Below are 23,179 nucleotides of genomic sequence, written 5' to 3'. Positions count from 1 at the left end.
CCTCAAGCCCCGACCCATACCTTGCCGCCCTCGATGCGCGCCGGCCAGGTCGGCACCGAGTTTTCCGGCGCTTCCAGGCATTCGCCCGTCTGCAGGTCGAAATGGTGCTTGTAGATCGGCGAGGCGACGACGATACGCTCGCCCAGGCTGCCCACCAGGCCGCGCGACAGCACGGACGCTTCCGAATTCGGATCGTAGTTGCCGATCGCGAACACGCGGATGTCGTTCCCCTGGTTCAGGCGGAACACGGCGACCTGCTCGTTGTTCAGCAGGGCGCACACGCCGGTGTTCGGCACGATGTCTTCCACGCCGCAGATCGCGGTCCAGTTGGCGGCTTCGTTGTCACGTTTCATGTTGGCTCCTAGTCAGCTGTTCAAGAGATTGGTCAGGCGGCTTTGATGGGGATGACGCGTTTCTTTTCCTGCACGGTGGCGGGCCGGATCTGGCCGCGCTCTTCGATGAACACCACGTTCTCGTCCTTCTTCTCGCTGTTGACGAAATGGCGGAAACGGGCGCGCGTTTCCGGGTTGTTCACGGCTTCCTTCCACTCGCAAATGTAGGTATCGACCACGCGCTGCATGTCGGCTTCCAGTTCGGCAGCCAGTTCGAGCTTGTCGTTGATGACCACGTCCTGCAGGTATTCCAGGCCGCCTTCCAGGTTGTCGCGCCACGTGCTGGTGCGCTGCAGGCGGTCGGCCGTACGGCTGTAGAACATCAGGAAGCGGTCGACGTACTTGATCAGCGTTTCCTTGTCGAGGTCGGAGGCGAACAGTTCGGCGTGGCGCGGCTTCATGCCGCCGTTGCCGCACACGTACAGGTTCCAGCCCTTTTCGGTGGCGATGATGCCGACGTCCTTGCCCTGCGCTTCGGCGCACTCGCGGGTGCAGCCGGATACGCCGAACTTGATCTTGTGCGGCGTGCGCAGGCCCTTGTAGCGGTTCTCCAGTTCGATGGCCAGGCCCACGCTGTCGTCCACGCCGTAGCGGCACCAGGTGGAACCCACGCACGACTTCACGGTGCGCAGCGATTTGCCGTAGGCGTGGCCGGTCTCGAAGCCGGCGGCGATCAGTTCTTCCCAGATCGACGGCAGTTCGTCGACACGGGCACCGAACAGGTCGACGCGCTGGCCGCCGGTGATCTTGGTGTACAGGCCGTATTTCTTTGCGACCTGGCCCACCGCGATCAGGCCATCGGGCGTCACTTCGCCGCCCGGCATGCGCGGCACCACCGAGTACGTGCCGTCCTTCTGGATGTTGCCCAGGTAGTAGTCGTTGGTGTCCTGCAGGCTGGCGTGTTCCTTCTTCAGCACGAAGTCGTTCCAGCACGTGGCCAGGATCGAGCCGGCCAGCGGCTTGCAAACGTCGCAACCGAGGCCCTTGCCGTGCTGGGCCAGCAGTTCGTCGAAGGTCTTGATATTGCCGGCGCGGATGATGTGGAACAGTTCCTGGCGCGAGTGCGGAAAGTGTTCGCAGACATGGTTGTTGACGTCCATGCCCTGCTTCTTCATCTCGGCCTTCATCACCTGCGTGACCAGCGGCACGCAGCCGCCGCACGAGGTGCCAGCGTTGGTGCAGCTCTTCAGCGCGCCGATCGACGTGGCGCCATCGGCCACCGCGGCGCAGATCGCGCCCTTGGTCACGTTGTTGCACGAGCAGATCTGCGCGGCGTCCGGCAGCGAATCCACGCCCAGGCCCGGCTTGGCCTTGCCGTCCGATTGCGGCAGGATCAGGAATTCCGGCGATTCCGGCAGCTCGATGCGGTTCAGCATCATCTGCAGCAGCGTGCCGTATTCGCCGGCATCGCCGACCATCACGCCGCCCAGCAGGTACTTGCCGCAATCGGACACGACGATCTTCTTGTAGACCTGCTTGCGCTCGTCGGTGAACTGGTAGCTGCGCGCGCCTTCCACCTTGCCGTGCGGGTCGCCGATGGAGGCCACGTCCACGCCCATCAGTTTCAGCTTGGTGCTCATGTCGGCGCCATTGAATTCGGCCGACTGGCCAGCCAGCTGTTTCGCCACCACGCGGGCCATGTCGTAGCCAGGGGCCACCAGGCCGTAGATCATGCCGTTCCACAGCGCGCATTCACCGATCGCGAACACGTGCGGATCGGAGGTGCGGCACTGGTTGTCGATGGTGATGCCGCCGCGCGGGCCGATGGCCAGGCCGGCTTCCTTGGCCAGCTGGTCGCGGGGGCGGATGCCGGCGGAGAACACGATCATGTCCACGTCGAGGTGCGTGCCGTCGGCGAACTGCATGCGGTGCGCGCCTTCCTCGCCGTCGACGATCGCGGTGGTGTTCTTGCCGGTATGCACCGTCACGCCCAGTTCGGCGATCTTGTTGCGCAGGATGCGGCCACCGCCATCGTCGACCTGCACGGCCATCAGGCGCGGCGCGAATTCGACCACGTGCGTGATCAGGCCCATGTCGCGCAGCGCCTTCGCGCATTCCAGGCCCAGCAGGCCGCCACCGATGACGACGCCGGTCTTCAGGCGGGCGCCCGCTTCGGCCATGCCTTCCAGGTCCTCGATGGTGCGGTAGACGAAGCAGTCCTTGCGGTCGCGGCCATCGATCGGCGGCACGAAGGGATAAGAACCAGTCGCGAGCACCAGCTTGTCGTAAGACAGAATGTCACCGGTGCTGGCCGTGACCGTCTTCGCCGCCAGGTCGATCGACTCGGCGCGCGCGTTCAGGCGCAGCACCATGTCGGAGCGGTCGAAGAAGCCCGGCTTCACCAGCGACAGGTCGTCCGCGCTCTTGCCGCTGAAGAATTCCGACAGGTGCACGCGGTCATAGGCCGGGCGCGGTTCTTCGCACAGCACCGTGACCTGCATGTCGGCGACGGGATTGTCCGCCAGGCTTTCGAGGAATTTGTGGCCAACCATGCCATGACCGATGACGACGATTTTCATGTTCTGCTCCGTGACTCAGTAATCAGTATTCAAATTTGCAATGCAGATCAGGCGGCGGCGCGAGCCAGCGCATGTTCTTCATTGGTGGCGGCCGAGAAGCGCAGCGCGATCGCGCAGACTGCGGAAATCAGCACCAGGAAGCCCAGGATCGACAGCGTCTGCTGCGTGCTGCCCACGCCCTTCATCAGGAAACCGGCAGCGACCGCACCCACGTTGCCGCCGGCGCCGATGATGCCGGTGACGCCGCCCAGCGCGCGCTTGTCGATGAACGGCACCAGCGCGTAGGTGGCGCCGCAAGCCATGTGCACGCACATGCCGAAGGACAGCATGGCGAAGATGGCGACCGTGGCGGTATCGGCCTTGGCGAACCAGATCAGGCCGGCGCCTTCGCCCAGCATCAGGATGAACAGCAGCGTGACACGGGCGTTCAGGCTGCCGCGCAACGCCATCTTGTCGGACACGAAGCCGCCCAGGGCACGGGCGAACAGTGCCAGCAGGCCGAAGCTGCCGGCGGCCAGGCCCGCCTGTTTCAGCGACATGTCGAACTGGTCGACGTAGTAGGTGGCGGCCACGTTGTGGATGAACAGTTCCACGCCGAAGCATGCGCCGTAGGTGATGAACAGCAGCCAAACGCGGTAGTTCGCGGCGGCCAGCTTGAAGCTGTCCCAGCCGCCTTTTTTACCGCCTTCGATTTCGATGCCGGCCTTGCGCAGCTCGGCGTAGTTGCCTTGCGGGCAGTCCTGCGTGAATTTCCAGTACAGCGCGCCCACGATGATCATCAGCACGCCCGGCACGATCAGCGCCAGGCGCCAGCCCATGGTTTCCGACACGCCCAGCATCAGGATCGCGGCCATGATCAGCGGCATGGTCGCTTGCGTGACGCCGCCGCCGGCATTGCCCCAGCCGGCCGTGGCCGCGTTGGCGGTACCGACCACGCGCGGGCCGAACATCACCGAGGTGTGGTACTGCGTGATGACGAAGCTGGCGCCGATCGCGCCGATCAGCATGCGGAAGAACAGGAAGCTTTCGTAGCTTTGCGAAGCGGCCACGCCGAACACGGGGATGGAGCCGAACACCAGCAGCGCGGTGTGCGCCTTGCGCGGGCCGTAGCGGTCGCACATCGGACCGATGATCATGCGCACCAGGATCGTGATCGCCACCGCGGCGATGTTGATATTGGCGATCTGCCCGGCCGTGAGGCCGAATTCGCCCTTGATGACGGGCATCAGCGGGGCGCAGGCGAACCAGGCGAAGAAGCAGGCGAAGAACGCCATCCACGCCAGGTGGAACGCACGCATCTGTGGCGTGGCGAACGAGAAGAGCTTGATGCTGTCAGCTTTGCGGGTCACGTTGCTGGTCATTTTTTCATCCCTGTTATCGGAAGCTACAAGCAAAAAAAAGCGCCCGAGCAGTTCTCGCGGAAACGTGTTTCGTGAAACATGTTTCGTGAGTCTGCCCGGACGCCGTTGTCCTGATGCCGCCCCGCCATTGGGACGGCTATGCAATGTTCAGGAGATCGCCTTTGACCTCTTGCCCTGTACTTTGCAAGAGGCGTGCCAGCTTTTTTTCAGGGGCTTCCAGGGGGGCGCAGGGGCTGCGCGAATGGTTCTGGGGCGGGGAGGATGGGAAAAGGCGGGGCGGCATGCAAGCTGGCGGTGCAGTGCCGCCCGCTTATGGTGCAGCGCAATGTCAATTTCGCATGTGGACCGGGAAGGAGGCCGCATAGGCCTCCGGGTCGGTGCCATCCCAGACGTGGCCGTCGACCAGCGTCGAGCTGCGCAGCACCTCCGCCGGTACGGCCACGCCGGCCATTTCAGCCGCCTCGCGGTACAGGCGCAACTGGGTAACCGACTGCGCCACCGCCAGGTAATCGGGGTCGTCCTTCAGCAAGCCCCAGCGGCGGAACTGGGTCATGAACCACATGCCATCCGACAGCCACGGATAGTTCGCCTGGCCGCCCTGGTGGAAGCACATCGGGTGTTCATCCCGCCACGCATGCCCGGCGCCATCGTCGTAGCGGCCCAGCATGCGGGGCAGGATCGCCGCCTTGCCGGTATTTATATAAGGCACGGCGGCGATGATCTCGGCGGTGGCACGGCGGTTTTCATCGCTGGCATCGATCCACCTGCCCGCCTCCAGGACGGCCGCGACCAGCGCGCGGCACGTGTTCGGGTGGGCGCGCACGAATTCCAGCGACGCACCGAGCACCTTTTCCGGATGATCCGGCCAGATCTGCTGGCTGGTCGTGGCGGTGACGCCGACGCCGTCGAGCACCGCCTGGTGGCCCCACGGATCGCCTGCGCAGAAGCCGTCCATGTGGCCCTCGACGAGGTTGTAGACCATCTGCGACGGCGGCACGGTGATCGCCCGCACGTCCTTCATCGGGTGGATGCCGTGTGCGGCCAGCCAGTAATACAGCCACATCGCATGGGTACCGGTCGGGAAGGTCTGGGCGAACACGTACTGGCGGCTGTTTTCGTCCACGTTACGCGCCATCAGGGCGGCCAGCGAGGCACCATCCGTGGCGCCCTGCTCCGCCAGGCGGCGCGACAGCGTGATGGCCTGGCCGTTGCGGTTCAGGTTCATCAGCACGGCCATGTCGCGCGGCTGGGCGCCGATGCCCAGCTGGGTGCCGTAGACCAGGCCATACAGCGCGTGGGCCGCATCGAGTTCGCCGGTCATCAGCTTGTCGCGCACGCCGGCCCACGAGGTTTCGCGCGACAGCGCGATGCGGATGCCGTGCTTTTCGTCGAAGCCCAGCATGGCCGCCATGACGACCGGCGCGCAGTCGGTCAGCGGGTTGAATCCTATGTTGACGGTTTTCTTTTCGATTTGCATGACTGCTCCAGCGGGGCGGCACTGCGTGCTCAACCCAGCAAGTCCTCCACGTCCAGTATCCGCTGGGCGATCTCGGCCAGCTTCAGTTTCTTGTTCATCGCCATCGTCCGCAGGCGCTGGTAGGCCTGGTCCTCCGTCATGCCGTGGCGGCTCATCAGCAGCCCCTTGGCGCGGTCGACCACCTTGCGCTCGGCCAGTTTGAGCTTGGTGTCCTGCAGTTCATCCAGCAGCTTCTGCTCCTTGCGGAAGCGCGCCAGCGCCACCGAGAGCACCGGCTTGATGCGTTCCGGCTTCAGGCCGGCCACGATGTAGGCCGATACGCCCGCCTCCATCGCGGCATCCATCGACGACTGCTTGTCGTCCTCGGTGAACATGACGATCGGGCGGCGTTCGTCGCGGGTCGCCACGACGATGTGCTCCAGCACGTCGCGCGCATCCGATTCGGCATCGACGATGATCATGTCCGGCTGCAGCCGGGCGATTTCTTCCGGCAGGTGGAAGTCGGCCGGCAGCGACGCCACGAGGTCGTAGCACGCTTCCATCAGGCCGGCATGCAGCGCGGCGGCGCGCAGCGAGGCGTCGCTTTCGTGGGGAGGGTGAACTAAAACGATGCGGAGATGGCGGCTCATGCCCTATTGCAAAGCAAGAATTGTGCCTGCGCGTCGAACAAACTCGTTACGGTCGAGCTCGTGTCATGGTGGTATAGCAGAGCTCGTGTCAGGGGGGCAGGCACCCTGACACGAGCTCTGCTGTTTGGATACGAATCGCGGCATGATGGTTATAACCCTGGCATTCGGCGCCGGTGACTTATAGCGAGCTCGGCAATGTCAGGGTGCCTGACCCCCTGACATTTGCAAAGACGGTCAAGCGGCTGAGCCTGTGTCATGGGGTCAGGCACCCTGACACGGGCTCAGCTATTGGAGCGCATGCCCCAGCGTTGTACCGTCGTGCGCTCCAGGGCGGCGAACAGCAGGTGTTCGACGGCGAGGCCGATCAGGATCACGGCGGCGAGGCCGGCAAATACCTTGTCGGTGTACAGCTCGTTGCGGTTCTGGAAGATGTACCAGCCCAGGCCGCCCTTGCCGGACGAGGCGCCGAACACCAGCTCGGCGGCGATCAGCGTGCGCCATGCGAAAGCCCAGCCGATCTTCAGCCCGGAGACGATCGCCGGCAGCGCGGCGGGTACCAGGATCTGGATTACGAACGGCAGCCCGGCCAGCCCGTAGTTGCGGCCCGCCATCCGCAGCGTGGGCGGCACCGACTGGAAGCCGGCGTAGGTTCCCAGCGCCAGCGGCCACAGCACCGCATGCACGATGACGAAGACCAGGCTGGCGTTGCCAAGGCCCAGCCACAGCATGGCCAGCGGCAGCAGCGCGATGGCCGGCAGCGGGTTGAACATGGCGACCAGCGTTTCCAGCAGGTCGCGGCCCAGCCGCGTGGACACCGCCAGCGCGGTCAGCACGAAGGCCAGCGCGATGCCGGCGACATACCCCTGCACCAGCACGGCCAGCGACACCTCCACCTTCTCGATCAATTCGCCGCTGGCGATACCGTCGACGAACGCGCGCGCCGTCTGCAGGAAGGTGGGCAGCAGCAGGTCGTTGTCCTGCCAGCGCGCGGCCAGTTCCCACAGCAGCGCCAGCACGGAAAGCACCACGGCCTTGCGCAGCCAGCCCTGCTGCCACAGGCGCTGCGCGGCCGGCAGGGGGCGCTGCAGCGACGCCGGCGCGGCGGGCGCCAGGTCATACTGGAATTCCTGGCGGATGGGCGGTTCGAGCGTGCTCACAGGGCGATCCTTTCCGCTGCCTCCGCCGGCTCGGCCCGGGGTGCCGCGCCGAACAGCAGGTGATGGATGCGCTGCGCGGCGTGCTGGAAGTCGGCGCTTCCGCCACTGTGCAGCCCGAACTGGTGGCTGTTCAATTCGGCGCGCACGCGGCCCGGATGCGGCGACAGCAGCAGGATGCGGTTGCCGACCACGAGGGCCTCCTCGATCGAGTGCGTCACGAAGAGCAGCGTGAACGGCGATTCCTCCCACAGCTTCGTCAGCTCTTCCTGCATGGCGCGTCGCGTGAGGGCGTCGAGCGCGGCGAACGGTTCATCCATCAGCAGCACGGCAGGCTGCATGGCCAGCGCGCGGGCAATCGCCACACGCTGCTTCATGCCGCCGGACAGCGTGTGCGGATAGGCGTTCTCGAAACGCTCCAGACCCACCCGGGCGATCCAGTGCCGCGCCCGTTCCCTGGCTTCGGCACGGCCGCAGCTTTTCGATGCCAGCAGCGGGAACGTGACGTTTTCCAGCACCGTCTTCCACGGCGGCAGCTGGTCGAACTCCTGGAACACGCAGATGCGGTCTGGCCCCGGCTTCGTGATCGGCTTGCCGCCCAGCGTGATCGAACCCGCCGCCGGCGTGATGAAACCGCCGACCGCCTTCAGCAGCGACGACTTGCCGCAGCCGGATGGCCCCAGCAGCACGAAGCGGTCGCCGCCGAACACGTCGAAGTCGACATCCTGCGTGGCGCGCACGGCATGGCCGCCGCTGCGGTATTCGAGGGTGACGCCGCGGGCGCGCAGCAGCGCCTCGGCGGACGAAGGTGGCCGAACGACCTGCAGCGGTGCCATGTCAGCTCCCCTTCGCCACCAGCGGCTCTTCGAAGAAATAATCGCGCCAGGTCGCCGGCTTGTTTTTTACGGCACCCACGCGGTGCATGAACTGGGCGATCTTCAGCGTGTTCTGCGGCGCGATGTTGAACTGCACCTCGGGGTTCTTGAAGATCTTCACGAGCAGGGCACGGTCGATATTGCTCTTGTTGGCTTTCAGGTAGATGTCGGCCGCGCCTTCCGGGTTCTTCGCCGCGTAGTCGGCGGCCTCGGCCAGCGCCTGCACGAACGAGCGCAGCGTCTTCGGGTTCTCCTTGCGGTATTTCTCGGTGGCGTACAGCAGCGTGGCCGATGCCGGACCGCCCAGCACGTCATACGATTTCAGGATCACGCGCGCATTCGGGTTCTGCGCCAGTTCCTGTTCCTGGAACGGCGGCGTGGCGAAGTGGCCGCTGATCTCGGTGCCGTTCGAGATGATGGCCGCGGCGGCATCGGGATGCGGCAGCGTCTGCGTAAACTTGTCGAGCCGGGCGAATTCCTTGTCGCCCCACTTCTGCGCCGCGGCCAGCTGCAGGATGCGCGATTGCACGGAGACCGTGACGGCGGGCAGCGCGATGCGGTCGTTCCCGGTGAAGTCCGCGATCGATTTCACTTTCGGGTTGTTGGTGATCAGGTAGTACGGGAAGCTGCCCAGCGATGCCACGCCCTTCACGTTCTGCCGGCCCCGGGTGCGGTCCCAGACGGTGATCAGCGGGCCGACGCCGGCTCCGGCGATGTCGATGCTGCCCGCCAGTAAGGCGTCGTTGATGGCGGCACCACCCGAGAGCTGCTTCCATTCGACCTTCACGTCCACGCCATTCTGCTTGCCGTATTTTTCGATGAGCTTCTGCTCCTGGGCGATGTTCAGGATCAGGAACGGCACGCCGAATTGCTGGGCGATGCGGATGGTACCTTCGGCCTGGGCGCCGGTGGCGAGAACCAGCGCGAGCGCGCCGGCGGCGATATGCAATGCTTTCATCAATTTTCCAGAATGGTTGGTCGGCCACCGCGGCGGCCTGTCACGTGGGTGTGCAGAAACATTTCAAAAAATCCGGTGACAGGCTCCAATTTCGCGGAAACATTTCAAAAGAAATGGTGACAGGCTCCGATTTCGCGGAAACATTTCAAAAGAAATGGTGACTGTCACCGTTTTTAACAAAAAAGAATCGGAGCCTGTCACCGGTTTTTCAGTAAGGCACGTCGCCTTCGATGGTGGTGCGGTACAGCTTGCGGCGCTGGTCGGCCGGACAGCCGGCGGCCAGGTGCATCAGCGAGCGGTTGTCCCAGAACACCATGTCATGGGGCCGCCATTCGTGGCGGTACACGTGCGCGGGCTTCACGCTGTGGGCGAACAGCTCTTTCAGCAGCGCGGCGCTGGCATCCTCGGGAATGCCGACGATGCGCGTGGTGAAATGCTCGCTGACGAACAGCGCCTGCCGCCCCGTTTCCGGGTGCGTGCGCACGACCGGGTGCACCACCGGTTTCACTTCGTCGATCTGCGCTTGCGTGAGGTTCGGGCGCCATGGGCTGCGCCGCTGCAGTTCGGCGTATTGTTTCAGGTAGCTGTGCTCGGCCCTGGCGTAGCGGATCTCGCGCTTCACCGCCTCCGGCAGCGTGTCGTAGGCCAGGTGCATGTTGGCGAACAGCGTGTCGCCGCCTTCGGCCGGCAGCTCCTGTGCATGCAGCATCGAGCCCAGGCTGGGCCTTTCCTTGTAGGACAGGTCGGAATGCCAGAAATGGCCGGCGTCGCCCAGGCCGATCGGCTTGCCGTCTTCGACGATATTCGAGACGACGAGGACTTCCGGGTGCCCCGCCAGCTGGAAATTTCTCAGCACATGGATTTGCAAGGGCCCGAACAGGCGGGAAAAATTCACCTGCTGTTGCGGCGTGATGCGCTGGTCCCGGAACACCAGCACGTGGTGCTCCAGGTGGGCGGCATGCAGCTGCAACAAGGCCTTGCGGGAGAGCGGCTGTGCCAGGTCGAGGCCAATCACTTCAGCGCCAAGGGGACCTTCGAACGGGCGAATGTGCAGCGATGCTTCACGTGAAGTTTCTGCATTTACCGCGGCATTCTTGACAGCACTTGGTACTGCGGCACTCAGGACTGCGGACATGTGATGCGCTCCAGCTGACGGGGTCGGAAGCTCGTCCGGCACCGCGCTTTCCACGGCCACGGCACCAGTCGAGTGAAGCCAGTCTATGCCGCGCGCATCATGATGAAAACGAATGCTTTTTGATATCGATATGCGGTTTGCATCAGCCGGGCGTTGCGCCGCCGGCCAGTTGCTGCGCCGTTTTCAGCGCCTCCACGATCGCCGCGAATGCCGCCTGGCGCGACTCGCGATCGGGTACCCGCAGGGCATACGCGGGGTGATAGGTGACGACGACCCAGCGCCCTTCATGCTCGAACGGCGCATCCATGTAATCCTTCATCGTCACGCTGCCGGTCTGCAGGACCGACTTCAACGCGGTGCTGCCGAGCGCCACCAGCACGTCCGGCGCGACCGTTTCCAGTTCCGTCTCGAGCCAGTAGCGGCAGGCCATCACTTCCTTCTGCGCCGGCGTCTTGTGCAGGCGGCGCTTGCCGCGCGGCTCCCACTTGAAGTGCTTGACGGCGTTGGTGACATACACGGTGCGCCGGTCCAGGCCCGCTTCATCCATCGCCTTGTCCAGCAGGTCGCCGGCCGGGCCGACAAAAGGCTTGCCGGCCAGGTCTTCCTGGTCGCCCGGCTGCTCGCCCACCAGCATGATCTTCGCGCGCCGCGCACCTTGCCCGGCCACGGCCTGCGTGGCGTTCTGCCACAGGTCGCAGCGGCGGCATTCGTCCAGCGAACTGGGTTGCTGGCGTTCGGGCGCCGCCTTTTCCGGAGCGATGGGAATCGTGGTGCCGCCGCGCTTGCCGACGGTATCGAGCTGCCCGACCTTGCGGGCACCGGCGGCGGCCTGCGTGACCATGTGCGGCACCACGGCCGCTTCGGGCAGGTTCTTCCAGAACCGCTGGCGGATGTGGTTGTGCATGATGTCCGCATTCAGGCGGGCCGGATTGAAGATGCTGCGGTAGTATGTGAGCCACAGGGATTCGCCGGCATCGTCGAAGTCCGCCGCGCTGCGCGCCAGGGCCTCGCCGGTATGCAGGGAGGCGCCATCCCACAGCACGGTGGCCTCGGGCGTGGCGATCATCCAGCTGGTCTTGCCCATGCGTTTCGCGAAGTGCTGCGCCACCTGGGGCAACACGTCGTGCGCGGGCTCGAACCACGCGACGAAGCGCGGCGCGCCCGCTTCTTCGGGACGCTCGCGAAAGCGCAGGTAGGCATGCATGTCGTGTTCTTCATGCCGCACGGCCCGGACCATGCCGGCAAGGCGTGCACCGTCTTCATCCGCCATCGATATGACCTCGTGTTCGCCAGCGTGCCAGCGCCACAGCACGCGGTAAAGGAAGGCCCAGCGGTCGTGGGCGCGATAGCAGGCGGCGCCTTGCAGCATCTCCATCAGTCTGCGGGAGATACGCGGCTGCGCACCGGCTGGAAGATTCAGGGGCGGCGGGTCCGATCGCTCATCGGGGTTATGAGTTTCCTCACTGGCCAACTTACTTGCCAAACTGCTTGCTGGTTCGATTGCACCTTCAACTGCCGACTCGGTTACTGCCTTGCTACGTGCTGCAACTTCTACTGCGACTTCAACTGCTGCTTCATTTACATCTACATCAACTGCCACTTCATTTACTGCCACTTCATTTACTGCCACTTCATTTACTGCCACTTCAACTGCTACTTCAACTGCCACTTCATTGACTGCTACTTCACTTGCTACTTCACTTGCTGCTTCGGCTATTGCCTTACTGCCCGAGTCGTTCACCAGCTCACCTACAGCCATGGGAGGCATTGCACTCAGCAGGTCTCCGCCGCCTTCCTGCAAGACCCATTGTACGTATTCGGGCGGAATGCGGCGCACGATCAGGGCCCGCGCGGCGGCGCGCCATTCGCCGAACGAGGTGGCCACCACCGGCTGGCCGGACAGCACGCGTGCCACCACATCCACCTGGCCGCCTGTCATGCGGCCTGCAGTTCCGGGAACAATGCCATCTGCTGCGGCACGTCGGCCATGGCCCGGCGCAGCGTATCGGACGACGTGGTATCGCGCGCCGGCCGGTAGTCGGCGGTGACGATGAATGGCGCCACTTTCTTCATGCTGCAGCGCAGGCGCGCAAGGTCGGCCCAGCGCACTTGCCTCATGCGGCGCAGCTCGACGATGCGCTGCGCGTTGCGGATGCCGATGCCGGGGATGCGCGCGATCATCTGTGGCTCGGCGCGGTTCAGGTCCATCGGGAAGTGTTCGCGGTGCGCCAGTGCCCAGGCCAGCTTCGGGTCGATGTCGAGCGACAGGTTGCCCGATGCGGGCAGCAGTTCCTTCGCCTGGAAGCCGTAGCTGCGCAGCAGGAAGTCCGCCTGGTACAGCCGGTGCTCGCGCAGCAGCGGCGGCGGTGCCAGCGGCACGCTCTTCGGGCTTTCCGGAATCGGGCTGAAGGCGCTGTAGTAGACACGCTTGAGCTTGTAGCTGCCGTACAGCGTTTCCGCCGTGGTAAGGATGCGTGCATCGTCGCTCGCATCGGCGCCCACGATCATCTGCGTGCTCTGCCCCGCCGGCGCGAAGGTCGGCGACCGCGGCTCCGCTTCCTTCTCGTCCAGCTTCAGGCGGATATTACCCATCGCCAGCTTGATGGTGTGGACGTTCTTCTCGGGCGCCAGTTTCTGCACGCTGTCCTGCGTGGGCAGTTCGATGTTGACGGACAGCCGGTCGGCATAGCGGCCGGCCGCCTCGATCAGCGCCGGGTCGGCATCGGGAATCGTCTTCAGGTGGATGTAGCCGCGAAACTGGTGCACTTCACGCAGCTCGCGCGCGACGGCGACCAGCTGTTCCATCGTGTAGTCGGCGGACTGGATGATGCCGGAGCTGAGGAACAGGCCGTCGATGTAATTGCGCAGGTAGAAGTCGACGGTGAGCTTGACCACTTCCTGCACGGTGAAGCGGGCGCGCGGCACGTTCGACGTGCGGCGGTTGACGCAGTACTGGCAATCGTAGACGCAGAAATTGGTCAGCAGGATCTTCAGCAGCGATACGCAGCGGCCGTCCGGCGTATAGCTGTGGCAGATGCCCATGCCGTTGGTGGCACCCAGGCCATCCTTGCCCTCCGACGAACGCTTCGGCGCGCCACTGCTGGCGCACGATGCATCGTATTTCGCCGCATCGGCCAGGATTTCAAGTTTGTCGTTCAGCTCCATGTTCGGCACCCAACTGTACAGATATACAGTATACCGAAGTCCTGTTCAGGACACCGTACGGGCGTGGCAAAAAGCGGGTCAGGCGCGGTTCAGAGCACCAATTCGGTGGTGGCCTATATGCTGGAATGTGCAGTTGAATCGCATGCATTCACCCCAGCAGCAAGGGCTGGGGTCAGGGTGGAGTACTGGCTGGTAGGCCAGTACCGCTACGCCGGCAAGGAGCGATGCTCCTTGAAACCCCGGCTACGCCCCGGCGGGGTGAAGCAGGGGTTTCGCGAAGCATGCTTCGCGCCTGCGGAACGGTGCTGGCATGCAGGCCGGCATTCCTTCCTGACCCCGGAATTTGCTCTTGGGGGGCTTATCTAAGCGGCGTTACGGACAGTCCCTGATTTGAGCTTCTGCTTTGCGGCGCGTTACGCGGCGCTGTAGTTGTTGGACAGCCGGTCTTTCAGCTTCTCCTGCAGTTCGGAGAATTGCGTGATCGTCATGCCCAGGTCGTGCAGGTGGCCGTCGTTGATGCCGTAGACCCAGCCATGCACGGTCACTTGCTGGCCGCGGTCCCACGCGTCGCGCAGGATGGTGGTGGAACTGACGTTGACGACCTGCTCGACCACGTTCAGCTCCACCAGCTTTTCGCTGCGCACGCGTTCGTCGAGCACGGTGCCGAGGTAGCGTTCATGCTTCTGGCTCACGTCCGCCACGTGGCGCAGCCAGTTGTCGACCAGGCCCACGCGGGCGCCGGTCAGCGCGGCGTGCACGCCCTTGCAGCCGTAGTGGCCCACGATGATCACGTGCTTTACCTTCAGCACTTCGATCGCGAACTGCAGCACGGAGAGGCAGTTCAGGTCGGAGTGGACGACGACGTTGGCGATGTTACGGTGCACGAACACATCGCCCGGCAGCAGGCCAAGCAGTTCATTGGCGGGAACGCGGCTGTCGGAACAGCCGATCCACAGGTATTCGGGAGAAGCCTGGTTGGCCAGGCGCTGGAAGAATTCCGGGTCGCGCGCGACCATCGAATCGGCCCAGCGGCGGTTGTTGTTCAGCAGTTCCCGCAGGTCGGAGGGCTTGGTATCGTTCATGATGCTCCTTTCAGACGTGACAAGGCCGCCGGTTGCAGGCCTCACAACGCGGCGGCCGTAGATACAAATGCCAGTTTACCCGATTAATGCCCGGTCGGCCGAACGTACTTTTTTGGTAGCGGTCACTCGATACGGGCTTCCGCCCGCATCGACAGCCTTATTCGAAGAAGTCCTTGACCTTGTCCATCCACGTCTTCGATTGCGGGCTGTGCTTCGAGCCGCCCTCGGTCGTGGCGCGTTCGAACTCGCGCAGCAGTTCCTTCTGCTTGTCGGTCAGCTTGACCGGCGTTTCCACGGCCACGTGGCAGAACAGGTCGCCCGGATAGCCGGAACGCACGCCCTTCACGCCCTTGCCCTTCAGGCGGAAGGTCTTGCCGGACTGTGTACCTTCGGGAACGGTGAACGACACCTTGCCGGACAGCGTGGGCACTTCGATTTCGCCACCCAATGCCGCCTTGGCGAACGAGATCGGCATTTCGCAGTGCAGGTCGTCGCCTTCACGCTGGAACACCGCGTGCGCCTTGATGTGGATTTCCACATAGAGGTCGCCCGGCGGCCCGCCATTGGTACCCGGTTCGCCGTTGCCGGACGAGCGGATGCGCATGCCGTTGTCGATGCCCGCCGGGATCTTCACTTCCAGCGTCTTGTTGCGCTTGATGCGGCCGGCGCCCGAGCACGTGGGGCACGGTTCCGGGATGATCTTGCCGGTACCGTGGCACTTCGGGCAGGTTTGCTGGATGCTGAAGAAGCCCTGCTGCATGCGCACCTGGCCGTGGCCGCCGCACGTGGAGCAGGTGACCGGCGACGTACCCGGCTTGGCGCCCGAGCCGTGGCAGGAATCGCATTTGTCCCATGCCGGCACGCGGATCGTCGTGTCGAAGCCGTGCGCGGCCTGCTCCAGCGTGATCTCGAGGTTGTAGCGCAGGTCCGCGCCGCGGTAGACCTGGGGTCCGCCGCCGCGCCGGCCGCCACCGCCGCCGAAGATGTCGCCGAAGATGTCGCCGAACGCATCGCCGAAGCCGCCGGCACCGCCGAAGCCGCCACCGCCCATGTTCGGATCCACGCCGGCGTGACCATAGCGGTCATACGCCTCGCGCTTTTCCGGATTGGTCAGCATCTCGTAGGCTTCCTTGACTTCCTTGAACTTCTCTTCCGCCTCTTTGTTGTCCGGGTTGCGATCCGGGTGGTACTTCATCGCAAGCTTGCGATAAGCCTTCTTGATCTCTTCTTCGGAGGCATTTTTTGCCAGGCCGAGAATCTCGTAAAAATCACGCTTTGCCATATGCAGGCACCTAACTGAACTGAATAGAAGGGGGACTGTATCAGGCGGCCGGGGTTACCGCCACCTGACGCCACCGCCCAGTGACCACTGCGACGTTGGCGTTGTGAAACAACCTCAAAACCCTGCCGATTATGCAAAAACGCCGAGCGGGCCACCGTACTACGGCCGCTCCGCTCGGCGGGGCCGGGAACGCCGTCGTCAGGCGTGTTCCCGGCCGGGTCTTGACAGCTCGCGCCGGCTTATTTGTTGTCTTTGACTTCCTTGAAGTCGGCGTCGACAACGTCATCCTGCTGCGCGCGGTTGTCCGCGCCGCCGCCCTGCTGGCCGCCCGGAGCCTGCTGGCCCGCGTCCGCACCGCCGGCTGCTGCCTGCTGCGCCTGCATGTCGGCGTACATCTTCTCGCCCAGCTTCTGCGCGGCTTCGGTCAGCGCAGCCACCTTGGAGTCGATGGTCGCCTTGTCGCCGGACTTGATTTCGCCTTCCAGGTCGGTGATGGCCGCTTCGATCTTGGCCTTCTCGTCGGCACCCAGCTTGTCGCCGTATTCGGTCAGCGACTTCTTGGTGGAGTGCACCAGCGCGTCGGCCTGGTTGCGCGACTCGGCCAGTTCCTTCACTTTCTTGTCTTCTTCGGCATTCAGCTCGGCGTCCTTCACCATCTTCTGGATTTCCTCTTCCGACAGACCGGAGTTGGCCTTGATGGTGATCTTGTTTTCCTTGCCGGTGGCCTTGTCTTTCGCGCCCACGTGCAGGATGCCGTTGGCGTCGATGTCGAAGGTCACTTCGATCTGCGGCGTGCCGCGCGATGCCGGCGGGATGCCTTCCAGGTTGAACTCGCCCAGCGCCTTGTTGCCGGCGGCGATTTCACGCTCGCCCTGGTAGATCTTGATGGTCACCGCAGGCTGGTTGTCGTCGGCCGTCGAGAACACTTGCGAGAACTTGGTCGGGATCGTGGTGTTCTTGTGGATCATCTTCGTCATCACGCCGCCCAGCGTTTCGATACCCAGCGACAGCGGGGTCACGTCCAGCAGCAGCAGGTCCTTGCGGTCGCCCGACAGCACGGCGCCCTGGATCGCGGCACCCACGGCCACGGCTTCATCCGGGTTGACGTCCTTGCGCGGATCCTTGCCGAAGAACTCCTTCACTTTTTCCTGCACCTTCGGCATACGGGTCATGCCGCCGACCAGGATGATGTCGTCGATGTCGGAGACCTTCACGCCGGCATCCTTGATGGCGGTGCGGCACGGCTCGATCGTCGCGGCGATCAGTTCCTCGACCAGCGACTCCAGCTTGGCGCGGGTGATCTTCAGGTTCAGGTGGACCGGCGCGCCGTTCGCCATGGCGATGTACGGCTCGTTGATCTCGGTCTGCTGCGACGACGACAGTTCGATCTTCGCGCGCTCGGCCGAAGCCTTGATGCGCTGCAGGGCGATCGGGTCCTTCTTCAGGTCCAGGCCGTTGATCTTCTTGAACTCTTCGATGATGTAGTCGATCACGCGCTGGTCGAAGTCTTCGCCGCCCAGGAACGTGTCGCCGTTGGTCGACAGCACTTCGAACTGCTTCTCGCCATCCACGTCGGCGATCTCGATGATCGACACGTCGAACGTGCCGCCGCCCAGGTCATACACGGCGATCTTGCGGTCGCCCTTGTCGGTCTTGTCCAGGCCGAACGCCAGCGCGGCCGCGGTCGGCTCGTTGATGATGCGCTTCACGTCCAGGCCGGCGATGCGGCCGGCATCCTTGGTGGCCTGGCGCTGCGAGTCGTTGAAGTATGCCGGCACGGTGATCACGGCTTCGGTGACTTCCTCGCCCAGGTAATCCTCGGCGGTCTTCTTCATCTTGCGCAGTACTTCCGCGGAGATCTGCGGCGGCGCCAGTTTCTTGTCGCGCACGCTGATCCAGGCATCGCCGTTGTCGGCCTTGTTGATCGAGTAAGGCATCAGGCCGATGTCCTTCTGCACTTCCTTCTCGTCGAACTTGCGGCCGATCAGGCGCTTCACGGCGAACAGCGTGTTCTTCGGGTTGGTGACCGCCTGGCGCTTGGCCGGCGCACCGACCAGGATCTCGCCATCTTCCTGGTAAGCGATGATGGAAGGCGTCGTACGCGCGCCTTCGGCGTTCTCGATGACCTTCGGCTGGCCATTTTCCATGATGGCGACGCAGGAGTTGGTGGTGCCCAGGTCGATACCGATCATTTTGCCCATGGTTTGTTCTTCCTCGTAACGGATTAGTTTCTGAATAAGTCTTATATGCGGAAAAGCTTCTTACTTTTCAAGTGCTTGCGATCACTTCGGCTGGGCAGCCGTGACGATGGCGGGCCGCAGCAGGCGATCCGCGATCGTGTAACCCTTTTGCAGTACAGCAACGACGGTATTGGCTTCCTGCTCGGCGGGCACCATGGCGACGGCCTGGTGGCGGTTCGGGTCCAGCTTGTCGCCCGCGGCAGGCACGACTTCGAGCAGCTTGTTGCGTTCAAACGCGGAGGTCAGCTGCTTCAGCGTCATTTCCACGCCCTCCTTCAGCGACTCGACGGATGGCGTTTCCACTTTCAGCGCCATCTCCAGGCTGTCCTTCACCGGCAGCAGTGCCTCGGCAAAGCTCTCCACGGCGAACTTGTGGGCCTTGGCCACGTCTTCCTGGGCGCGGCGGCGGATATTGTCGGCTTCGGCCTTGGCGCGCATGAAGGCGTCGTGCATTTCGGCCAGCTTGGCTTCCGTGGCGGACAGCTGCTCTTCCAGGCTAGGATTGGCTGCGGACTCGGAAGGAGCCTGCTGCTGCGAAGGCTGCTGCGGAGCCTGTTGCTGCGCCTGGGCTGCCTGCTGCACGTCCTCGGGATTCTGGCTGGCCTGGTTTTCCTGGTCTTGCATCGTTTGACTCCTGAAATCGTGTTTGTTTGACATTGCTCTTGCTGCACTGGCCGAATCTGGGGCTATTCCCATGTCATTTCAAGGGGAATTCTGCACCGGGCGCGCGGCACTGTTCGGACAGCGCTTGACAAGAAGCCGGCAAATCATGGCCGGACAAAGCCGGCCAGCCTGTTATTTTAACAGGCTGGCACTCCTCGCCCGCAAGTGCTAACAACGTGCGGGAGCGGCAATGTTGCGCGATTGCAGCTGATGAAGGACCGTCGCGTGAAGATTTATTCGCTGGCGCCCAGAGCGATGGCGCGGTCGCGGCCGATGGCGGCATCGTGCTGGCGCATGGCGCGCTGCGATGGCGACACCATGGCCGGCCAGCCGATCATGTGCTGCTCGGCGACCTGGGCCAGTGCGGCGATCCAGGCCGGGCTTTCGTTCAGGCAGGGGATGTAGTGGAATTCCTTGCCGCCGGCGCTAAGGAAGTCATGGCGCACTTCCATGGCGATTTCTTCCAGGGTCTCAAGGCAGTCGCTGGTGAAGCCGGGGCAGATCACGTCGATGCTGCGCACCCCTTCGCGGGCCAGTTTCTGCACGGTTGGCGCGGTGTATGGCTGCAGCCATTCGGCCTTGCCGAAGCGGGACTGGAAGGTGACGATGTAGTCGTCTTCGCGCAATTTCAGCGCGGCGGCCAGCAGGCGCGCCGTCTTGTGGCATTCGCAGTGGTACGGATCGCCCAGCATCAGCGTGCGCTTGGGCACGCCGTGGAAACTCATCACCAGCTTTTTCGCCCGGCCATGGTGTTCCCAGTGCGACAGCACGTTCTGGCGCAGCGCCTCGATATAGGCTTCGTGGTCGTGGTAGTTCTTCACCAGCCGCAGTTCGGGAATATTGCGGATCTTCCGGTAGTGCTTGAACACGGCATCCCAGATCGAACCGGTGGTGGTGCCGGAATATTGCGGGTAGGCGGGCAGCACCACGATACGGTCGCAGCCATCGGCCTTCAGCCGGGCCAGCACGTCCGGCAGCGCCGGCGTGCCATAACGCATCGCCATCGCCACCGTCACGTCCTGGTGCCCGCGGGCCTGCAGCGCCTCGTGCAGCAGCATCGCCTGGTTTTGCGTGTGGATGCGCAGCGGCGAGCCGTCTTCCGTCCAGATCGACGCGTATTTCTTGGCCGACTGGCCGGAACGGAACGGCAGGATCACGCCGTGCAGGATGAACCACCACAGCGCCCTGGGAATCTCGACCACGCGCGGATCGGATAAAAACTGCTTCAGGTAACGGCGCACCGCGCCCCGCGTGGGCGCATCGGGCGTGCCGAGGTTGACCAGCACGACCGCGCTGCCGCTGACGGTACCGTGCTGGTGGGGAGGTTCTTTCGCGAAAGCCATGGAATCGTTCTATCAATCAGGGTAGACCCCGATTATATGCGGCCCGCCGCGCCGCCGCTGCCGGCCGCGTGCCGATACTGCCGGGCTCGCGCCCGAAAAAAGAACGGCACCTTGGTGGACACCGGCCGGGCGGCCGCGGCCGAAACGATCAGGAAGCCAGCAACTCGCGGGCGTGCTTGCGGGTGGTGGCGGTGATTTCCAGGCCGCCCAGCATGCGGGCGACTTCCTCGACGCGGGCCTTGGCATCGAGCACTTCGATGCGCGAGGCGGTCTTGCCGTTGGCCAGCGTGCTTTTCGCCACCTGGAAGTGGCTGTTGCCCTGGCTGGCCACCTGCGGCAGGTGGGTCACGCACAGTACCTGCCGCTCCTGGCCCAGGCGCTTCAGCAGCCGGCCCACCACTTCGGCGACACCGCCGCCGATGCCGCTGTCGACCTCGTCGAAGATCAGCGTGGGCACGGTGGTGGCGTTCGATGTGATGACGGAAATGGCGAGCGAGATACGCGCCAGTTCGCCGCCGGACGCCACCTTGGCCAGCGGGCGCGGCGCCACGCCGGCGTGGCCGGCCACCAGGAACTCCACCTGTTCGAGGCCCTTGGCCGACGGTTCGCATGGATGCAGTGCCACTTCGAAGCGTCCGCCTGTCATGTTCAGGTCCTGCATCGCCCGGGTGACCGCATCGCTCAAGGCCCGCGCCGCGGCGGCGCGCGTGGCGGACAGCTTGCGGGCCACCGCCAGGTAGTCTTCCTTCAGCTTTGCTTCCTGCTTGCGCAAGCCTTCGATGTCGGTGGCATCGGCCAGCTGGTTCAGCTGCGCAGCCAGGCGGGCGTGTTCGGCCGGCAGGTCGTCGGGGTCGACGCGGAACTTGCGGGCCGACGAATGCAGCGCTTCCATCCTTGCATCCACTTCGCGCAGGCGATCCGGGTCCAGCTCCACCTTGTCGAGGTAGGTGTTCAGCGCATAGGCCGATTCCTGCAGCTGGATGCGGGCCGATTCGATCAGGTCGACGATGGGCTGCATTTCGGCATCCACGGACACCAGCTTGGCCAGCTTCTGGTTCAGCGACGACAGTTGCGACACGATCGGCTGCTCGTCCGACTCGGAAATGGCGGCGAGCGCTTCCTGCGCGCCTTCGAGCAGGCTGGCCGCGTGCGACAGCCGGCTGTGCTCGTTGCCGATCTCGGCCCATTCGCCCGGCTTCGGCGCCAGCTTGTCCAGTTCGCCGACCTGCCATTCCAGCCGCTCGCGTTCGAGCAGGACATTGGCGGCGTTGGTTTCGAATTCCTCCAGCTGCTTGGCCAGCGCGCGCCAGGCCTTGTAGGCGGTGGCCACTTCCTTGCCGTTCGCGCTGGCCTGGCTGTCGAGCAGTTCGCGCTGCGCATCCGTCTTGAGCAGCGACTGGTGGGCATGCTGGCCGTGGATATCCACCAGCAGGTCGCCCAGCTCGCGCAGCTGGGCCGCCGTGGCGGCGATGCCGTTGATGTAGGCCTTCGAGCGGCCGGCGTTGTCGATCACGCGGCGCAGCAGCGCGCCGCCATCCTCGGAGGCGCACTCGTTCGCTTCCAGCCATTGCCGCGCCGCGTCGGTGATGGCGAAATCGGCCGTGATGTCGGCCTTGGCCGCGCCTTCGCGCACCACGCTCGCATCGCCCCGCCCGCCCAGCGCGAGGGTGAGCGCATCGATCAGGATCGACTTGCCGGCGCCTGTTTCGCCCGTGAACACCGTGAAGCCGGCGGAAAATTCCAGTTCGATGGAATCGACAATGACGAAATCGCGGATGGACAATGTACGCAGCATAGGTCTCGCAGAAGGCCTTCTTGTTAGATTTTTCCGTCCGTGGACGGGTACTCGTTCCAGTGCAGTTTTTCGCGCAGCGTGTTGTAGTAGCTCCAGCCTTCCGGATGCAGGAAGGTGATCGCGTGCGGCGAACGGCGGATGTGGATGCGGTCTTGCGGCATCAGGCTGGCGAACGTCTGCATGTCGAAGTTCACGGTGATGTCGCGCCCGCGGTTGATCTCGATGACGATCTCGCTGGAATCGGGCAGCACGATCGGGCGGTTCGACAGCGCGTGCGGCGCGATCGGCACCAGCACGATGCCGCCCAGCGTGGGGTGCAGCAGCGGCCCGCCGGCCGACAGCGCGTAGGCGGTGGAGCCGGTGGGGGTGGAAACGATCAGGCCGTCCGAACGCTGGTTGTACATGAAGTGATCGTCGACATCGACGCGCAATTCCACCATGCCGGAACCGGCGCCGCGCGCCACCACCACGTCGTTGACGGCCAGGCCGACGTGGATCGCCTTGCCATCGCGCAGCACGCGCCCTTCCAGCAGGGTGCGGCGCTCGGCCTTGTGCGTGCCGGCCAGGATGCGGCCCAGCACGGGCAGCATGCCTTCCAGCGGGATATCGGTCATGAAGCCGAGCCGGCCCTGGTTGATGCCGATCAGCGGCACCTCGAACGGCGCCAGCTGGCGGGCGATGCCCAGCATGGTGCCATCGCCGCCCATCACGATCGCGCAATCGCATTTTTCGCCGATGCCCTGCGCGCTCATCGCGGGGATCTCGGGCATGTTCAGGTGGGCGGCCGTATCCGTTTCAAACACGACACTGAAGCCGCCGTCGCGCAGGAAAGCGAGGACATCGCGCACGGAATCTTCGATGCCGGCCGTGTTGGGCCGGACGACCAGCGCGATCGTGTTGTACATGGCAGGGGTGGCGGGCATAAGGAGCTCTTCGATGGGGCAGACGGTGGGCCAGGTTCATGCACCCGCGGATTGCATCAGTGGAAGCATCAGTGAAAGCATCAGCGGAGCATCACTGCAAGCGTCACAGGACACATCACAGGACACATCGCAGACGCGTCACAAGATACCTCACAGAAGCAAACCGCGCGGCACGGCGAAGGGTAA

Annotated in this window: 18 protein-coding genes; all 18 read right to left on the bottom strand. The window is 64.3% G+C overall.

From position 1 onward, the window contains the following. Positions 1 to 2 precede the first annotated feature (2 nt). The 18 genes from nirD to EYF70_RS00740 all read right to left on the bottom strand — a co-directional run bounded on the left by nirD (position 3) and on the right by EYF70_RS00740 (position 22,993). Positions 3 to 353, bottom strand: a complete 351-nt coding sequence (gene nirD / locus EYF70_RS00825) for a nitrite reductase small subunit NirD (protein WP_131143700.1) — start codon at positions 351 to 353, stop codon at positions 3 to 5. Between the two features lie 32 nt (positions 354 to 385). Further along, positions 386 to 2,911: a nitrite reductase large subunit NirB gene (nirB, locus tag EYF70_RS00820; RefSeq protein ID WP_131143699.1), complete on the bottom strand. Its 2,526-nt coding sequence runs from the start codon at positions 2,909 to 2,911 to the stop codon at positions 386 to 388. 47 nt (positions 2,912 to 2,958) lie between these two features. Further along, positions 2,959 to 4,272, bottom strand: a complete 1,314-nt coding sequence (locus EYF70_RS00815) for an MFS transporter (RefSeq protein WP_131143698.1) — start codon at positions 4,270 to 4,272, stop codon at positions 2,959 to 2,961. A 328-nt stretch (positions 4,273 to 4,600) separates the two neighbouring features. Then, complete coding sequence (locus EYF70_RS00810) at positions 4,601 to 5,749, bottom strand: CmpA/NrtA family ABC transporter substrate-binding protein (RefSeq protein WP_131143697.1); 1,149 nt, start codon at positions 5,747 to 5,749, stop codon at positions 4,601 to 4,603. A gap of 29 nt (positions 5,750 to 5,778) precedes the next feature. Next, a complete protein-coding gene (locus EYF70_RS00805) occupies positions 5,779 to 6,378 on the bottom strand; it encodes an ANTAR domain-containing response regulator (RefSeq protein ID WP_131143696.1) in 600 nt (199 codons plus the stop codon). Positions 6,379 to 6,659: 281 nt separating this feature from the next. After that, positions 6,660 to 7,535: an ABC transporter permease gene (locus tag EYF70_RS00800; protein ID WP_131143695.1), complete on the bottom strand. Its 876-nt coding sequence runs from the start codon at positions 7,533 to 7,535 to the stop codon at positions 6,660 to 6,662. Next, on the bottom strand, positions 7,532 to 8,368 hold the full coding sequence (locus EYF70_RS00795; protein ID WP_131143694.1) for an ABC transporter ATP-binding protein: 837 nt from the start codon (positions 8,366 to 8,368) through the stop codon (positions 7,532 to 7,534). The genes EYF70_RS00800 and EYF70_RS00795 overlap by 4 nt, the downstream gene beginning before the upstream one ends. 1 nt (position 8,369) lies before the next feature. Further along, a complete protein-coding gene (locus tag EYF70_RS00790) occupies positions 8,370 to 9,365 on the bottom strand; it encodes an ABC transporter substrate-binding protein (protein ID WP_131143693.1) in 996 nt (331 codons plus the stop codon). A 208-nt stretch (positions 9,366 to 9,573) separates the two neighbouring features. After that, positions 9,574 to 10,500 carry a TauD/TfdA dioxygenase family protein gene (locus EYF70_RS00785; protein WP_131143692.1) on the bottom strand — a complete coding sequence of 309 codons (927 nt, stop codon included), beginning with the start codon at positions 10,498 to 10,500 and terminating at the stop codon, positions 9,574 to 9,576. Positions 10,501 to 10,642: 142 nt separating this feature from the next. Continuing rightward, positions 10,643 to 11,875 (bottom strand): UdgX family uracil-DNA binding protein, encoded by a 1,233-nt coding sequence (locus tag EYF70_RS00780; protein ID WP_229420647.1) that lies wholly within the window; start codon positions 11,873 to 11,875, stop codon positions 10,643 to 10,645. Positions 11,876 to 12,435: 560 nt separating this feature from the next. Next, complete coding sequence (locus EYF70_RS00775) at positions 12,436 to 13,665, bottom strand: putative DNA modification/repair radical SAM protein (protein ID WP_131143691.1); 1,230 nt, start codon at positions 13,663 to 13,665, stop codon at positions 12,436 to 12,438. A gap of 413 nt (positions 13,666 to 14,078) precedes the next feature. Beyond that, positions 14,079 to 14,747, bottom strand: a complete 669-nt coding sequence (can, locus tag EYF70_RS00770) for a carbonate dehydratase (RefSeq protein ID WP_131143690.1) — start codon at positions 14,745 to 14,747, stop codon at positions 14,079 to 14,081. A 157-nt stretch (positions 14,748 to 14,904) separates the two neighbouring features. After that, on the bottom strand, positions 14,905 to 16,029 hold the full coding sequence (gene dnaJ, locus EYF70_RS00765; RefSeq protein WP_131143689.1) for a molecular chaperone DnaJ: 1,125 nt from the start codon (positions 16,027 to 16,029) through the stop codon (positions 14,905 to 14,907). 239 nt (positions 16,030 to 16,268) lie between these two features. After that, positions 16,269 to 18,230 carry a molecular chaperone DnaK gene (gene dnaK / locus EYF70_RS00760; RefSeq protein ID WP_131143688.1) on the bottom strand — a complete coding sequence of 654 codons (1,962 nt, stop codon included), beginning with the start codon at positions 18,228 to 18,230 and terminating at the stop codon, positions 16,269 to 16,271. Between the two features lie 81 nt (positions 18,231 to 18,311). Further along, positions 18,312 to 18,893: a nucleotide exchange factor GrpE gene (grpE, locus tag EYF70_RS00755; protein ID WP_131143687.1), complete on the bottom strand. Its 582-nt coding sequence runs from the start codon at positions 18,891 to 18,893 to the stop codon at positions 18,312 to 18,314. A 272-nt stretch (positions 18,894 to 19,165) separates the two neighbouring features. After that, positions 19,166 to 20,275: a ferrochelatase gene (hemH, locus tag EYF70_RS00750; protein ID WP_131143686.1), complete on the bottom strand. Its 1,110-nt coding sequence runs from the start codon at positions 20,273 to 20,275 to the stop codon at positions 19,166 to 19,168. Between the two features lie 148 nt (positions 20,276 to 20,423). Further along, positions 20,424 to 22,070, bottom strand: coding sequence for a DNA repair protein RecN (gene recN, locus EYF70_RS00745; protein WP_131143685.1), 1,647 nt, complete (start codon positions 22,068 to 22,070; stop codon positions 20,424 to 20,426). Between the two features lie 23 nt (positions 22,071 to 22,093). Then, a complete protein-coding gene (locus EYF70_RS00740) occupies positions 22,094 to 22,993 on the bottom strand; it encodes an NAD kinase (protein ID WP_131143684.1) in 900 nt (299 codons plus the stop codon). Positions 22,994 to 23,179: the final 186 nt, after the last annotated feature.

The sequence above is a fragment of the Pseudoduganella albidiflava genome (genome assembly GCF_004322755.1).
GTDB lineage: Bacteria > Pseudomonadota > Gammaproteobacteria > Burkholderiales > Burkholderiaceae_D > Rugamonas > Rugamonas albidiflava.
Note: the sequence above shows the minus strand (reverse complement) of the source record. Positions and strands in the feature narration are given on the sequence as shown.